Source organism: Bacteroidales bacterium, from assembly GCA_013141385.1.
Taxonomy (GTDB): domain Bacteria; phylum Bacteroidota; class Bacteroidia; order Bacteroidales; family Tenuifilaceae; genus UBA8529.
The window spans coordinates 32,252-47,599 of the sequence record JABFRB010000045.1; the positions used below are offsets into that span (position 1 = coordinate 32,252).

14 protein-coding genes are annotated in these 15,348 nt (G+C 31.9%); 10 read left to right on the forward strand and 4 right to left on the reverse strand.

Going from position 1 to position 15,348, the window contains the following annotated elements:
- Positions 1–29: 29 nt before the first annotated feature.
- Positions 30–494, reverse strand: coding sequence for a DUF4293 domain-containing protein (locus HOO91_20355; GenBank protein ID NOU19918.1), 465 nt, complete (start codon positions 492–494; stop codon positions 30–32).
- Between the two features lie 170 nt (positions 495–664).
- Between HOO91_20355 and HOO91_20360 the strand changes: the two genes are divergently transcribed.
- From HOO91_20360 to HOO91_20380, 5 genes are all read left to right on the forward strand, one after another.
- Positions 665–1,537, forward strand: coding sequence for a nucleoside phosphorylase (locus HOO91_20360; protein ID NOU19919.1), 873 nt, complete (start codon positions 665–667; stop codon positions 1,535–1,537).
- Between the two features lie 21 nt (positions 1,538–1,558).
- Positions 1,559–2,422, forward strand: coding sequence for a hypothetical protein (locus HOO91_20365; GenBank protein ID NOU19920.1), 864 nt, complete (start codon positions 1,559–1,561; stop codon positions 2,420–2,422).
- Positions 2,423–2,527: 105 nt separating this feature from the next.
- On the forward strand, positions 2,528–2,881 hold the full coding sequence (locus HOO91_20370; protein ID NOU19921.1) for a 30S ribosomal protein S6: 354 nt from the start codon (positions 2,528–2,530) through the stop codon (positions 2,879–2,881).
- Positions 2,882–2,884: 3 nt separating this feature from the next.
- Positions 2,885–3,154 carry a 30S ribosomal protein S18 gene (locus HOO91_20375; GenBank protein ID NOU19922.1) on the forward strand — a complete coding sequence of 90 codons (270 nt, stop codon included), beginning with the start codon at positions 2,885–2,887 and terminating at the stop codon, positions 3,152–3,154.
- Positions 3,155–3,175: 21 nt separating this feature from the next.
- On the forward strand, positions 3,176–3,622 hold the full coding sequence (locus tag HOO91_20380; protein ID NOU19923.1) for a 50S ribosomal protein L9: 447 nt from the start codon (positions 3,176–3,178) through the stop codon (positions 3,620–3,622).
- A 68-nt stretch (positions 3,623–3,690) separates the two neighbouring features.
- Here HOO91_20380 and HOO91_20385 read toward each other — a convergent pair whose 3' ends face one another.
- A complete protein-coding gene (locus HOO91_20385) occupies positions 3,691–4,068 on the reverse strand; it encodes a RidA family protein (protein NOU19924.1) in 378 nt (125 codons plus the stop codon).
- Positions 4,069–4,305: 237 nt separating this feature from the next.
- Between HOO91_20385 and HOO91_20390 the strand changes: the two genes are divergently transcribed.
- The gene (locus tag HOO91_20390; GenBank protein NOU19925.1) at positions 4,306–4,875 is read left to right on the forward strand and encodes an aminodeoxychorismate/anthranilate synthase component II; all 570 of its coding nucleotides are present in this window, start codon (positions 4,306–4,308) and stop codon (positions 4,873–4,875) included.
- 4 nt (positions 4,876–4,879) lie between these two features.
- Here HOO91_20390 and HOO91_20395 read toward each other — a convergent pair whose 3' ends face one another.
- On the reverse strand, positions 4,880–7,411 hold the full coding sequence (locus HOO91_20395; GenBank protein ID NOU19926.1) for an LPS-assembly protein LptD: 2,532 nt from the start codon (positions 7,409–7,411) through the stop codon (positions 4,880–4,882).
- Positions 7,412–7,527: 116 nt separating this feature from the next.
- On the opposite strand from HOO91_20395, the gene HOO91_20400 reads away from it, so the two are divergent.
- The 4 genes from HOO91_20400 (at position 7,528) to HOO91_20415 (ending at position 14,303) form a co-directional block, all read left to right on the forward strand.
- Entirely contained in the window at positions 7,528–8,676 is a 1,149-nt protein-coding gene (locus HOO91_20400; protein NOU19927.1) for an N-acetylmuramoyl-L-alanine amidase, read from the forward strand.
- Positions 8,677–8,815: 139 nt separating this feature from the next.
- On the forward strand, positions 8,816–9,808 hold the full coding sequence (locus HOO91_20405) for an MCE family protein (GenBank protein NOU19928.1): 993 nt from the start codon (positions 8,816–8,818) through the stop codon (positions 9,806–9,808).
- Positions 9,809–10,143: 335 nt separating this feature from the next.
- A complete protein-coding gene (dnaA, locus tag HOO91_20410; protein ID NOU19929.1) occupies positions 10,144–11,574 on the forward strand; it encodes a chromosomal replication initiator protein DnaA in 1,431 nt (476 codons plus the stop codon).
- Positions 11,575–11,945: 371 nt separating this feature from the next.
- A complete protein-coding gene (locus HOO91_20415; GenBank protein NOU19930.1) occupies positions 11,946–14,303 on the forward strand; it encodes a tetratricopeptide repeat protein in 2,358 nt (785 codons plus the stop codon).
- Positions 14,304–14,314: 11 nt separating this feature from the next.
- On the opposite strand, the gene cysQ is transcribed toward HOO91_20415, so the two are convergent.
- Complete coding sequence (gene cysQ / locus HOO91_20420; protein ID NOU19931.1) at positions 14,315–15,151, reverse strand: 3'(2'),5'-bisphosphate nucleotidase CysQ; 837 nt, start codon at positions 15,149–15,151, stop codon at positions 14,315–14,317.
- Positions 15,152–15,348 lie beyond the last annotated feature (197 nt).

Genomic DNA, 15,348 nt, shown 5'->3' on the forward strand with positions numbered 1-15,348 from the left:
CCGACTTAATCGGTGTTTTTTTTGCTAGTTTATCTTAACCTATCAATGGATCTTACTAATGCTTCATCCTTTGCAATTCCTCTGATTGCTAGGTAAGTTAGGATAGCGCAAATAACAGGAAAAATAAAGATTATACCATAAGAAGTTTTACTACCAATGAGTTGAGCAGAGACTCTAGTAAAATAGTATAAACAACACTGGAAACCTATAATTAGGATAATGTTAAGTATACATAATCTTATCTGAATCATTCTATGTTTATAGAATAACACTGAGGCAATATATATGGCAATAATAACAGATAATATAATAATTAAGGGAATTACTCTAATCAATACCTTTTGACATCCAACATCTGGAATAAGCCCTTTTATCGACAAGTGATAAACCGACATATCCTGTTCAAGAATAAATGATGCAAATGGGAAGAAAAAATATAAACTTATCAGAATTGTTGCTACCAATAAGTATATGGTTTGAGTTCTTTGAATCATCTTATTGCTTTTTTTCTGCAAAGATAGAATTTTTAGTCTCAATTTTTCAATCTGATTCATTGGTGATGATAAAATAGAATAAAATACTGAATTAAAGCATTTATAGTACATTTACACTCTGCAATCTATTAATTTTTTACATTTGCAGATTATCATAAAAAACCAATTCGATGAGAATAATTGAACCATCCGAACTTATAATTAATCCTGATGGGAGCATCTTTCACCTCCATTTACACCCAGAACAAATATCAGATACCATAATAATGGTTGGTGATCCAGGTAGGGTTGAAACTGTTTCATCTTTTTTTAGTAAAAAAGAGTTTACAGTGTCAAACAGAGAATTCAATACAACAACTGGACTTTACAACAATAAGCGTATCACAGTAGTTTCAACAGGAATAGGGACTGATAATATTGATATAGTAGTAAATGAACTTGATGCGCTGGCTAATATTGATTTGAAAACTAGAACAGTTAAAGAAACTCATAAAAAACTCACACTAATTAGATTGGGAACATCAGGTGCACTACAACCCGATATACCCCTTGCTAGTAATGTGTTAACTGAAATTAGTGTTGGTTTTGATGGACTACTTAACTTTTATGCCAATAGGGATAAAGTATGTGAATTGGAAATGGAACAGGTATTTCTTAAGCATACAAATTGGAATTCCCAGTGCGCCAAACCCTATTTTACAAAATCTTCTGAGAGACTAGTAAAACTTTTTGAATCGTTTACGATTAAGGGACTTACAATTTCTGCACCAGGGTTTTATGGTCCACAAGGAAGAGTATTAAGATTACCTCTTGCAGATGCAACCTTAAACGAAAAAATAGAATCTTTTCGCTATAATGGCAAAAAAATCGCCAATTTTGAAATGGAAAGCTCTGCAATTAATGGCCTATCAAAGTTAATGGGACACGAATCGGTTACAATTTGCACTATTATTGCAAATAGGGTTATTAAAGATGCAACCAAAGATTACAAGCCCGCTATAAAAAATTTAATTGAGCAAACCTTAAATAAGATTTCTGAATAATAGTGTTTTGAACAATTATTTATGGATGCAAAAGAATTAAATGCACTTATTGTATTACTTGATGATCCCGATAAGGAGGTATTTAATGTTATTTCTGCAAACATAATTAATCAAGGAATCGCCATAGTTGGTGCACTCGAAGAGGCATGGGAATCCTCGTCTAGTGAATTTGTTCAGAAAAGAATTGAGACGTTAATACACACAATTCAGCTTAATAGCACGATAGCAAATCTCACGAAATGGGTTTCTGAAGGCGCAACCGACATATTAGAAGGAGCTTATTACCTTTCGTTATACCAATACCCAGATTCTGAATTTGATGAAATTGAAAATGCTATTGAGAGAATCAAGAAAGATATTTGGTTAGAATTCAATGAGAATTTAACGGCTTTAGAAAAGGTAAAAATACTTAATCATATTATATACGATATTCACGGTTTTACGAGTAATCTATCTAATTTTTTTGCTCCTCAAAACCAATTTATTAATCAGGTGATTGAGACCAAAAAAGGAGGACCAATCACTTTAGCAATTTTATATTCAACCATTGCTCAACGTTTGGGTTTACCAATTTATACTGTTAATCTGCCCAAAAACTTTATCCTAGCGTATAGGGATAGATTTAAGGAAACACAATCACAAAGCCCTCAAGAAAGAATTCTTTTTTATATTAACCCGTTTAATAAGGGTTCTGTTTTGGGTCGAAGAGAAATTGAACACTTTCTTAATCAACAGAATATTGAAATAAAAGAGGAATTCTTTCTGCCTTGTTCAAACCGGGTAACAATTGCCCAGTTGGTTTCGGGTTTAATCTATTCATATGAAAAATTAGGAGATAGTGAAAAAATCCATGATTTAAGTTTGATTATGAAGATAGTATCATAATCAGAAAAGTTCATGCGTAATAAAATTGTATCCAATTATTGCTACTTAAGGGAAAAATACCTACTTTTGCCGCCTCATTATTTTACAAACTAATTACATTAATCTATGTTAAATCATTACGAAACCGTTTTCATTGCAACTCCCGTTTTGTCTGAGGCCCAGATGAAGGAAGCGGTTACCAAATTCAAAAGTGTAATCACCGACAATGGAGGTGAGGTTGTACACGAAGAAAACTGGGGATTACGTAAATTGGCCTACCCCATACAAAAGAAAACTACTGGCTTTTACCATTTAGTTGAGTTTAAAGCCGAAGGATCTTTGATTGATAAACTGGAAATACAGTACCGTCGTGACGAGCGTATTATCCGTTTTTTAACGTTTAGGATGGATAAATATGCAGTTGAATACGCAATTAAGAAGCGTAGCGCTAAAGTTGAATCTAAAGCTAAGGAGGTATAAATCATGAATCAGAATCAATCAGAAATCAGATATCTCACACCCCCAACTGTTGAGGTAAAGAAGAAAAAATACTGCCGTTTCAAGAAAAATAAGATTAAATACGTTGATTATAAGGATCCCGAATTTCTAAAAAAATTCCTCAACGAGCAAGGCAGAATTTTACCACGTCGTTTAACTGGTACATCTCTTAAGTTCCAACGAAAGGTTGCTACTGCTGTTAAAAGAGCTCGTCATTTGGCAATATTGCCATTCGTAACTGATTTATTGAAATAATTTAAGTAGGAGGACTTTTAGATGGAAATCATTCTTAAACAGGACGTTCAAAACCTGGGTAACAAGGACGAGGTTGTTAAGGTTAAAAACGGATACGCTCGTAATTATTTAATCCCACAAGGATTTGCAATTACAGCCACCGAATCCGCAAAAAAGATTCTTGCTGAGAATATTAAACAGCGTGCTCATAAGGAGTCTAAGATTAAAGCTGATGCTGAAGTTATTGCTAAGAAACTTGAAGGTGTTAAACTTACTATTGGTGCTAAAACAAGCTCAACTGGTAAGATATTTGGTTCAGTTAACACAATCCAAATTGCTGAAGCACTCTCTCAAAAGGGCTTTGATATTGATCGTAGAATAATTAGCATTCAGGACGATCAACTGAAAGAAATTGGTAGTTACACAGCAGAGATTAAGCTTCATCGTGAAGTAAAAGTGAAAATTGACTTTGATGTTATTGCCGAATAATTCCAGTTTTAATTTTAAAAGAAAGCCATCCTTCGTTTTTAGGATGGCTTTTTTTATGGGCTTATTTTTTACTTAACAGCAATTGTCTCAATCTCTATTAACGCTCCCAGAGGAAGTTTTACTACGCCATAAGCAGCACGTGCTGGCATTTCGGATGTGTAGTAACGTGAATACACTTCGTTCATAGCGGCAAAGTTATCCATATCACTTAACAAACAGGTCGATTTTACAACATTTGAGTAGTTTAAACCTGCAGCGTTTAGTATGGCTCCAATGTTTTTCATTACTTGTTCAGTTTGTTCTTTGATGCCCCCTTCAATCAGTTTTCCTATGGCAGGATCGATAGGAACTTGACCAGAAATATAAAGAGTCCCATTTACTTCAACAGCTTGGCTGTAAGGGCCAATTGCTTTAGGTGCTTTATCGGTACTAATAATCTTTTTCATGAAAATAAAATTTACGTTAAGAATATAATTGGTTGTTTTTTATAGATTTCTAGGTGAATACTTTTAACAACAATTGAATATCCATGTTTTATTGATTTAGATGAACTGTTAACTTCAGTTAACTTCGGTTCGCAAAAATAATCCGTTTTAAATGGATATTTTATGATGAATTGTTTATTACAATAATTTACGAAATTAATAAAAAAGATATTCATTTGTATTCTGATTTTTTTAATTATGAACGTGGTTGTAATAGATTTCTTTGATTCCTTTACTTTCAATCTTGTCCACTACCTTGAACAGATGTGCAATAGTGTTGAATGCATTAGGTGTAACAAGGTTGATATTGCAAGTTTAGGTTCATATGATGGTGTTGTGCTTTCTCCGGGGCCGGGTTTACCTATTGAAACTCATAATCTTTATGAAATTTTGACTACATGGGGTTCAATAAAACCAATCTTAGGAATTTGTTTAGGTCATCAAGCAATAGGAGCGTTTTTCGGTTTGGAGTTAATTAATATGCCTCATGTACATCATGGAATTAGTAGATTAACCTCCGTGATTGATGAAAATGAGATTTTATTTAATGGGTTACCTCTAGAATTTTTAAGCGCAAGATACCACTCATGGGTTGTTAGTTCCCCGGACGAATATTCACCGTTAAAAATTACTGCGGTTGATAAAGATGGAGATATAATGGGAATAAGCCACCGCAAGTATAATATTAAGGGTATTCAATTTCATCCGGAATCAATTCTAACCAATTACGGATTTCAAATACTAAATAATTGGGTTAAATCAATTTAATTATCTACAGATTATCGAGATAACTATCACGCTTAGTCCACTTTAAATCTTGAAGCATTCCAGATTTTACGTTAATCTGAAAACTATACATTTTTCTGAAACCTAATGGAATTAAGGTCAAGCGCATTTCCCAGCAGTGTAAATCACGATAAATGTTGATTGAAGTAGTGGATAATTTTCTAATCTGAAAATCGTATCCTGAAGAAAATCCAATTTTCCATTTTGGGGTTAGACTTAAATCACCGCTAAAACCTAATGTTTGATTTGTTGACTTTTCAAACGCTGGTTTTGAGTAGTTAAAGTTATAGTTAATCCGTAAATTCCAAGGGATTTCAAAATCAACACTTTGCGTGGTTATATTGTTACTGCTCATCGATTGCCCAAACGAAGAATTATCCCGTTCTCCATTAAGTGGAAGATCTACTGGAGGCGTTTGTTTATTCGAATTTTTATCCTTTTTTGCACTATTTAATGAAAAATCTACACCAATAGAAAAGGATGTTAAACGAGCAAATTTTCCGTTGGTTTTGAGTTCATAAGTGTTATAAGCCACACCTTTATCATTTAAAGCGTAGGGGTTAAGAACTCCGTTGAAGTTTATATTAATTTTATCTAAAAGTCGTGTACTACCTGCAAATGATATAGGCTGAAGTTTCATCGAATCAGCAAGAAGGTTATAGCTCGAATTGAAAGATAGATTTTCGAATATTTTAATTTTTTTAAAATTGTTTACCGTATCCTTGGTTGATCGAACTTTCATTTCAAGATTATTCCCTAATCCAAAAGATATCATACCAGATTTCCCTGCACCAGGACTACCGTAAACCCCCCTTTCGAAAATTGAATACTTTGCAGTATTTCCCTTTTGATCAGTTTGGTAAGTTTTGTAAAAACCATAGCTAGGATCGCTAAAATCAGGTCTGTAGCTGAGCGAAAAGGTAGGGGTTAAAACATGCCGGATGGCTTGAATCGCTTTATCCTTTCCAAAATTAAACATACCATAAATCTTAGTGCTCATGGATACACCTGTACTATACTGCCACGCCCTTCTAAATCCAGGAACAGTATCTTCTACAACTTTACCTGGGATTGAACCTGAACCATCCACCCAGTTTTTTCTAATTGTGCTAGCATACCAAAATTCAGAGTAATTTACACTTGGACTTACTTGAATGAACTTAAGTAAATTAAATGATGTCATTAATGGAATTTCATGTTTAATCCCATTACTCATGCTATCAATAACACTTCGTTTAAACAGATTTTTTTCTTTTACGGATACTTTATTATCAATGCTAGTATTTACGCTAAATCCAATTTTTTCATACCATGCAGGTGCCCCAACTTCTAAATCTCTTTTAAATGGGTAAATCTTATCCATACTAAGTGAAACTCTTGGAAAATCAATACTTACAACTTTAGATCGATTATTCTGCGAGTGAGTAAACGCAGTAGTCATTCGAAATGGTGTACCAACGAATGTTTTAGAGTAGTTAATACTTGAATTTACCTGATTACTTAAGTAGTCTGTAAGGTTTGATGAGTTGAAATGGTTGTAGTCAGTTGAACCAAAATTAACACTTGCTGAAAAGTTTGAATTCGGACTAGCTTTGGAATCCTGTGAATGTGTCCATACAATATTATAAGAATTTGATTGGGTAGAATCGTTTAGAATATTTTTTGAAACATCAATACCTAAATTACCTGAAAAACGATAACGTTTTTTGTATGTCGATTGAGAACGAACAGCCCATGATCCAAAAGAGTAAATATCCGTTGTTAATTTTAAATCAAAATAATCACTAATACCAAAGTAGAATCCCCCGCCCCTTAAGAATACACCCCTAATTATTTCCTCTCCATATTCAGGTATTATTATTCCGGATGAACGTTCCCTTGTATTTGGAAAATAACCAAAGGGTATAACCAAAGGAAATGGTACATCTTCGATTACTAAATATGAAGGGCCAAAAATAATTTTATCATTAGGAATTACTTTTCCCTTTGTCATCGCTATATAGAAGTGAGGGTGGGGGAGATTACAAGATGTAAACTTTCCATTTTTAAGGTTAACAGAGTTATCTTCCATTTTCTTTGTAATATCACTATGTAAAAATCCTCCATTTTGTTCAGTAATTACGCCATTTATTTTTGCCTTTTTTGAATTAAAGTTATAGAAGATGTCACTCATTGTATACGTTTGTCCACCATCTTTGAAAACGGGACTACCTAGTACTTTACCAGTACTATCTTGAATTCCTTTTGCAAAAACCTCCTTTTTTTCCATATCAAATTCAATGTATTGAGCTTTTAGCTCAATTTTTTGATAGTTAACAACACCATCACCAAACAAATAAATTTTTTTGCCGTCAAGGGAGTAAATGGTTGAATCTTTGGCATTATAGAAAATGGGGTCTTCTAAAGGTTGTTTCTTGGCTATTACGGAAGTATCTTTTATTGGAATAGAATCTTTTTGCTGAAGTTCAGAATGATAAAAAACTTCGTGATCGGTTTTTTCGAATGAGAAACCAATCAATGAATTAAAAAGAAAAAAAAGTACAATTAGCCTCAAATGCAATTTATGTAGTATTTTTGTGTTTAATTAATTTGAAATAGGGTTCAAAACTAGTCAAAAAACTATAAAGGTTGTTAATGCTTTTTGTTTTTAAATCAACATTTTTTAGAACATATACACTTGTATATGTTACTTTGTTAGCTTTTTTATTCAATTTTCATGCCAATGGTCAAACTCCAGAAAGCAATGGGATTCATAAAATTGTTATCGATCCAGGTCATGGAGGTAGCGATCCTGGAACACTTGGTAGCAGAACGCGTGAAAAAGATATAGCTCTTTCAATAGCCTTAAAATTAGGAAATTTTATAAGAAATAATTATCCGGATGTAGAAGTAATTTTCACTCGAAAAGATGATAAATTTGTTGCACTTGACGAGCGAACAACAATTGCGAATGCTTCCAAAGCCGATTTATTCATATCTATTCATTGTAATTCTAACCCAAGCAAGAGTCCGTATGGAACTGAAACATATGTACTTGGGTTGCATAAGTCAGAAGATAATCTTGATGTAGCAATGCGAGAGAATGCAGTTATTACATACGAGCAAGATTACTCATCAAAATACGAGGGCTATGATCCCAAGTCAACCGAATCATATATTATATTTACCTTAATGCAAAATGCACATTTAGATCAAAGCTTACGATTTGCTAATCTTGTTGAAACGGAATTTAGAGAGCACACAACTAGGCATGATAGAGGTGTAAAACAAGCAGGATTCCTTGTGCTTTGGAAATCATCAATGCCAAGTGTATTAATCGAAACGGGTTTTTTAAGCAACATAAAGGAGGAAGCATTTCTTGCTACCGAATCAGGTCAAGAATTAATAGCTTCATCTATTTTTAAAGCATTTGGTGATTATAAGAAGAGTATTGATAACCAAAGTTTAATGTCTTCAAGTATACAATTTACAAAGGAAAAAGATACCTCAAACTTAAGATTAAACGAACAAAACAATCAGGCAGAAATAATTTTTAAAGTTCAAATCACCTCATCCAGAAAGAAAATACCAGTAACATCTAAAATTTTCAAAGATATTAAAGGGGTTAATGAAATTGGTTTTGATGGTATATATAAGTATACTGTTGGTAGTAAAAAGAAGTATACCGAAATTGTTGAGTACTGTCAGCAAATTAGGAAACAATTTCCCGATGCGTTTATAATAGCTGTTAAAGGAAATAAAATCATTCCTCTCGATATCGCATTAAAAGAAATATCAATTTAATATGAAATGTCCATGTTGATAAAGAACACCAAGCGCAATGATCAAAACATGGACATTCCATCTGAGCCTAGGTAATTAATATTATTCGAAGAGAAATAATAACTAGTTCTATATTAATTATTTATGAAATTTTGTACAGATGAAAATTAAAATAACCCGCGAGGCAAAAATTGGATTTTTTGCTATTTTATGTTTGGCTGCAATGTTTTGGGGAATAAATTTTCTAAAGGGTAAGAATATTTTTAGCCCCAACAATATTTATTATACAATTTTCAATCAAGTTGATGGATTAGAGAATACTAACCCAGTACTTATTAATGGCTTTAAAGTTGGGTTGGTTAAAAATATCAAATTTGAGGAAGGTAATACTGGAAGGTTTCTGGTTACTCTTTTGGTTGGAAAAAAGTATAAAATCCCTGAAAATACAATCGCTAAGATGATAAGTACGAGTATTATTGGAGGCAAAGCCATTAAACTCGAAGTAATATCTGGTGGCAAATTGCATAACCCTGGGGATACCTTACCTGGGCAAATTGAAACTGGATTAATAGATCAATTGGGACATCAGATTGCACCCGTTAAACAAAAGGCAGAAAATTTAATGGTTGAATTAGAAAAAACTTTAAAGATAATGTCAGAGGTTTTTAACGAAGAAAATAGAGTGCAGCTAAGTCAAAGTTTTGCGAATTTAAACAAGGCTCTTTACAGTATAAATCAAACAGCGGCTGAATTCGATACTACAATGAGTCCCAATGGGACTATGCGTAGGATTCTTTCAAATGTTGAATCTATTTCTTCGAACCTTAAGAATAGTAATAAGGATATTTCAAAAATTGTTAAGAATTTTTCCGCTATAAGCGATACAATGGCAAAAATAAAAATAGCTTCAACGATGATACAGGTTGATTCTGCAATGCGGCAGTTTAATGCTGTTGTAACAAAAATAAACTCAGGAAAAGGAACTTTGGGTAATCTCATAAATAACGATACTCTCTTCTTTAATCTCGAGAATGCTTCCAAAAGTCTTGAGCTTCTAATAAAGGATGTAAAAGAAAACCCAAAAAGATACATCAACTTTTCCGTAATAGACTTGAGTAGAACTAAGTATGTTGAATCAAAAAAACCAAGATAGGTTAAGTGTCATAAAATCAAATGATTAAAAATTTTGATGAAATTCATAAACAGAAATTAAAAAGTTCTATTTTTTGTGATTTTTATTTCTTAAATAAAGAAAAATTACAATTCATTAACAGCCAAAAAATTACATTATCAACATGATAAATACCTGTATATCAGTGTAATAAAAAATATTTATTTTTTTGATTAAATTATTTTGGTGATACCTAATTCATTAAACTCAAAATCATTTTTGCAATAGGTTTTGGACTTTTTTTTTCATTTTTTTATTCACAAATTTGTTGTACAACAAAAAAAACAACTTTCAAATTCTTTTAATTCATACTTAGCATGATCCGAGATTTTCAGCAAGTTTGGCATAGCTGCCTTCAAATAATTAAAGATAATGTTTCTCCAGTAAGCTTTAAAACTTGGTTCGAACCAATCGTTCCAGTAAAATTGGAGAAAAGTATACTCACAATTCAAGTTCCGAGTCCATTCTTTTACGAGTACCTTGAAGAACAGTATATTGATATTCTTAGAAAAACATTGCGTAAAGAGTTAGGTTCAGATGCTAAGCTTGAGTACAGCGTTGTGATGGAGAACAATAGTTTTGCAAATAGCAAACCTTATACAGTAAAATTTCCAACACAGAATAAAACAGATCTTAAAAATAAGCCTGTATCTATTCCTGCTAATAATCAAGATTATCAGATAAAGAACCCATTTGTTATTCCTGGTATTAAAAAGTTGTATGTTGATCCTCAACTCAACCCCGACAATACATTTGCAAATTTTGTTGAAGGTGAATGTAATAGACTCGCACGTTCGGCTGGATTAGCAGTTTCTCATGCTCCAGGAAAAACTGCTTTCAACCCTTTATTATTATATGGTAACTCAGGTTTAGGTAAAACTCATTTAGCCCAAGCAATAGGGATTGAGGCTAAAGAAAAATTCCCTGAAAAAACTGTTCTTTATGTAAATGCTGCTAAATTTCAAACTCAGTTTGTTGAAGCAATTCGAAATAATAATAAGAATGATTTTCTTCATTTCTATCAGATGATCGATATTTTGATAATCGATGATGTTCATGAATTTGCTGGAAAGGAGAAAACGCAGGATACCTTCTTCCATATATTTAACCATTTACACCAATCAGGAAAGCAGTTAATATTTACATCAGATAAACCACCTGTTGAGTTACAAGGACTTGAGCAAAGATTACTATCAAGATTTAAATGGGGTTTATCAGCAGATTTGCAAGCACCAGATTTTGAAACACGAATTGCAATCCTTAAAAAGAAGATATATAACGATGGAATAATTGTTCCCGAGGAAGTGATTGAATACATTGCTTCAAATATAACAAATAATATAAGAGAGCTTGAAGGTGCACTAATCTCATTACTAGCTCAATCAACTTTAAATCGAAAGGAGATTACCCTGGAATTAACCTCCGAGATGATTGATAAACTGGTAAAAAGCACACGAAAAGAGATATCAATCGATTATATTCAAAAAATTGTTTGTGAGTATTTTGGCTTACCGTCTGATGTTTTACAAACCAAAACTAGAAAGCGGGAAATTGTTCAGGCTCGCCAAATTGCTATGTTCTTTTCAAAAAGTATGACAAAATCATCGCTTTCAACTATTGGAAGTATAATAGGAGGGAAAGATCATGCAACGGTGCTACATGCCTGCAAAACTGTAAACAACTTAATGGATACCGATAAACGTTTTAAGAGTCAGATTGATGATATTGAAAAACGTTTAAAAATATAATTCTAGTTTCTTCTTTATTAAGAGTTGTTATACAATTGTATTTCAACTCTTTTTTTGGTAATAATGCCAAAATTAGTTGGTGATTTTGTTTTTATCTCATAAAAATTTCTTTAGAAATCCTCTCTCACAAATGGGTGGAGAGGTTTATAAAGAAATTTTTTTCATCATATATTGAAACACCCTCCAATAGAGTATCAGTAAACTCAATAAGAACAAGAGGTGTATGAGTTTTTAACAACTATTTTTGGCATATATACCCTTTTTTTTGTTTTCAAAATTCATTAATGAATTTGTTTTTTCTCTGTTATCATATCATTGTCTAGTTTTTTATTTATACTACTTTTAGAAACATAATTTTTATTCCCTATTCTATGAAATCGTATACTATGTTAAAGGAATCAATACTCAAATTCGTTATAGCACCAATAATTCTAATCAACATACTTTTACCATTAAGCACTAACCCTCAGGTAATTGATAGCATTAATGCTCGTATTTTAAGACATAAAACAGATACATCAGTTTTAAGGGTATCATTAGCTGAACTTCAAAAATCATCATTGATAGGTTCAAAAAAAGCAGATTCGTTGGTTCAAATTATTCTATACCAATCTCAACGAAATAAATTCTCTCGTGGTATTGCATTGTCCTATCACTATTTTGGTTTAAAGAGTCTGAAAAATGGAGATTACAAAAGTTCTTCTACTTTTTTTAAAAAATCATTAAGCATATTCGAAAAACTTGATGATAGCACAAATATAATAGTAACCAATCAATCTTTAGCGAGTTCTTATTTCAATATGGGAAAACAAGATAGTGCTATTCTATTCTGTTCTAAGGTAATAAAATCATATAAATATCGAAATGAATTAAAAAATCTTGCATCGGGGTACAATACTTTAGGAGGTATTTATTGGTCTAAAGGTAATTTTTCTAATGCAGCCGAGGCATTCTTTAAGAGCCTTGATATAAAAGTGAGAATTGGTGATAGTTTAGGTGTTGCCAATACATACAACAATATTGGAATTCTTTATGATTCGCAGCAAAAACTACCTGAAGCACTCGAAATGTATAACAAATCATATGAAATATATAAAAAGAAAGGAAGCAAAAGAGGAATTAGTAAAGCGTGTAACAATATTGCAATAGTACTTAAGAATCTAAATAGGTACGGAGAGGCTATTGAAATGCTTTTAAGATCTCTTGAGATAGACAAAGAATTAGGAAATATTGATGATCAGGGTAAAACATTAAATAATATAGGTCAACTTTATATTAACATTAATGAGACTGCTTCTTCATTAAACTATTTTAATACAGCAAGAGAGATTTTTCATAAGAACGATAATTTGAACGGTGAAACAGCATCGGTAATAAATATGGGCTGTGCACATTTAAAATTGAGGAACTATAATTTTGCCTTAAGTTTTTTTGAACAAGGTTTGTCAATGGCCAAAAAAATTCATTCCGCTGAGCTGATTAAAGAAACTTACCAGCATCTTTATGAATTGTATAAAAAAAGTGGGAATATTAACCTAGCTCTAACTTACTACGAATGTTATTCAAATTTCAGTGACTCTTTAAAGAGTATTGAAAATCTTAATAAATTAGATGAACTAAAGATTAAATATGAATCTGATCTTAAAGAAACTGAAATAGCTCTACTTAACAAGAATAATCTTATCGAGAAATTTGAAAAGGAAAGACAAAAATCAATAAAGAAACTTTTTGTTTCTATCTCAGGATTACTTCTTTTAGTATTATGCTTACTTGGTTTTGCTTGGCTAACAATAAAGAAAGATAATCAAAAGTTACATCTTAAGAATACAGAAATCAATACCCAGAAGGAAGAAATTGAGGCACAACGTGATTTACTTGAAGATCTGAATATAACCCTAAATAATCAGAATGAGGAAATATTAGATCAACGTGATCAGATTGATTCAAAAAACAGAATAATTTTTGCCTCAAATAGGCGTTTAACTGAAAATATTGAGTATGCATCAAGAATTCAGAAGGCTTTATTACCTGATCTAGATCAAATTAGCCAATGCTTTTCAAAACATTATATAGTTTATAAACCAAAGGATATTGTGAGTGGAGATTTTTATTGGATGTGGCCACAACAGGATAAAATCTATTTTTCAGTAGCCGATTGCACTGGTCATGGTGTTTCAGGTGCTTTCATGAGTATACTTGCTTATAATTACTTAAAAGATTCAATTATTACTAAGGGGTTATCAAATCCTAAAGACATTTTATCTTTTATTCGAAATGAGTTTGATAATAACCTATATAGAAATATGGCTAGCCATGATATTAAAGATGGTTTGGATATTATTGTTTGTTGCTACAATAAGATAGATAATATTATTGAATATAGCGGGGCTCACAGTTCTTTCTATCATATTCGAGACAATTCATTAGTTCGTTATAAAACTGATAGATATTCAATCGGAAGTCGAATAAATCAAACAAATTCGTTTACTCAAAAACAGCTAAAGCTTCAGGCTGGTGATAGAATAGTATTCTATACAGATGGTTATATGGATCAGTTAAATAAAAATAGGAAAACGAAGATTGGAAGTTTAAATTTTAAGAATTTACTTCAAAGTTCAGGAAATTTGGACATTAACGAACAAAAACAAAAAATCGAAGAATTCTTTGATGATTGGAAGGGAGACTATGAGCAGATAGATGATGTACTTGTAATGTGTATTGAAGTTTAATCTATACAATGTTAACCAATTTCCTGCTTAGCCTTAACAATAAACCATGGATTATTAATTTCCTCCTTATTGTAGTGGAGTCTATGGTTTGTATCCATCGAGACTATATGACATCCTGACTCTTCAACTATTGCCTGTCCAGCAGCTGTATCCCATTCCCAAGTTGGACCAAAACGAGGATAAAGATCAGCAGCTCCTTCTGCAATCATGCACATTTTTAGCGATGAACCGCAATTAGTGTAGCTAATTTCACCATATTTTTTTTCGAGAGATTTAATATACTCCTCTGTTTCTTGATTCATATGGGAACGACTTACTAAAACAGTTAATTTATCACGTTTTTGATTTATTGGGAGTTTAGCAGATGAAAGTTTAAGTTCTTCGTATTTTAAATTGGAATTTGATATTGGTTTAATCGAAGTAGCTTTATAAGAACCCTCTGATTTTAAAGAAAAGTATAAATCGCCAAGAACGGGAGCGTAAATTACACCAAGTATAGGAAATCCATTAATTATTAGAGCAATATTAACGGTAAATTCGCCATTACGCTTAATAAATTCTTTCGTGCCATCTAAAGGATCAACCAACCAAAAATATTCCCAGCCCTTTCTTTCTTCGTATAAAATATTTCGACCCTCTTCGCTTAAAGTTGGAATTCTTGTTTGGGTGAGCGAATTTGCTATTTCTGTATGAGCCAGTCTATCAGCTAATGTTAGTGGGGTCTTGTCGGACTTAAGATTTACATGAAAATCATTTGAATTGTAAACATCCATAATTAACTTACCTGCTTTTACCGAAGCATTAATTGCTGTAGAAAGCAGATTCCTAAGTTCTGTTTGATCTATCATCTAAGAATACTTTGCTAATTGGACACAAAATTATATTTCTTTTTTTAAAATGAAGAGTATATTTATGGTATATTAGTTTTTTATCAATTATTATTACTAAAATCATATGTGTTGTATTTTAAGCAATTGAAATACAGGTTAATGATTGTGTATTGAGACCTTATATATCTTAAAAAACTTTAAAAAGATAAAAATAA

What these genes read in the sequence shown, in the direction of transcription:
- HOO91_20385 (NOU19924.1), bottom strand. Translation starts at nt 4,068, where the DNA reads ATGAAAAAGATTATTAGTACCGATAAAGCACCTAAAGCAATTGGCCCT.
- cysQ (NOU19931.1), bottom strand. Translation starts at nt 15,151, where the DNA reads ATGATAGATCAAACAGAACTTAGGAATCTGCTTTCTACAGCAATTAAT.
- HOO91_20365 (NOU19920.1), top strand. Translation starts at nt 1,559, where the DNA reads ATGGATGCAAAAGAATTAAATGCACTTATTGTATTACTTGATGATCCC.
- HOO91_20415 (NOU19930.1), top strand. Translation starts at nt 11,946, where the DNA reads ATGAAATCGTATACTATGTTAAAGGAATCAATACTCAAATTCGTTATA.
- HOO91_20360 (NOU19919.1), top strand. Translation starts at nt 665, where the DNA reads ATGAGAATAATTGAACCATCCGAACTTATAATTAATCCTGATGGGAGC.
- HOO91_20370 (NOU19921.1), top strand. Translation starts at nt 2,528, where the DNA reads ATGTTAAATCATTACGAAACCGTTTTCATTGCAACTCCCGTTTTGTCT.
- HOO91_20375 (NOU19922.1), top strand. Translation starts at nt 2,885, where the DNA reads ATGAATCAGAATCAATCAGAAATCAGATATCTCACACCCCCAACTGTT.
- HOO91_20400 (NOU19927.1), top strand. Translation starts at nt 7,528, where the DNA reads ATGCTTTTTGTTTTTAAATCAACATTTTTTAGAACATATACACTTGTA.
- dnaA (NOU19929.1), top strand. Translation starts at nt 10,144, where the DNA reads ATGATCCGAGATTTTCAGCAAGTTTGGCATAGCTGCCTTCAAATAATT.
- HOO91_20390 (NOU19925.1), top strand. Translation starts at nt 4,306, where the DNA reads ATGAACGTGGTTGTAATAGATTTCTTTGATTCCTTTACTTTCAATCTT.
- HOO91_20380 (NOU19923.1), top strand. Translation starts at nt 3,176, where the DNA reads ATGGAAATCATTCTTAAACAGGACGTTCAAAACCTGGGTAACAAGGAC.
- HOO91_20355 (NOU19918.1), bottom strand. Translation starts at nt 494, where the DNA reads ATGATTCAAAGAACTCAAACCATATACTTATTGGTAGCAACAATTCTG.
- HOO91_20405 (NOU19928.1), top strand. Translation starts at nt 8,816, where the DNA reads ATGAAAATTAAAATAACCCGCGAGGCAAAAATTGGATTTTTTGCTATT.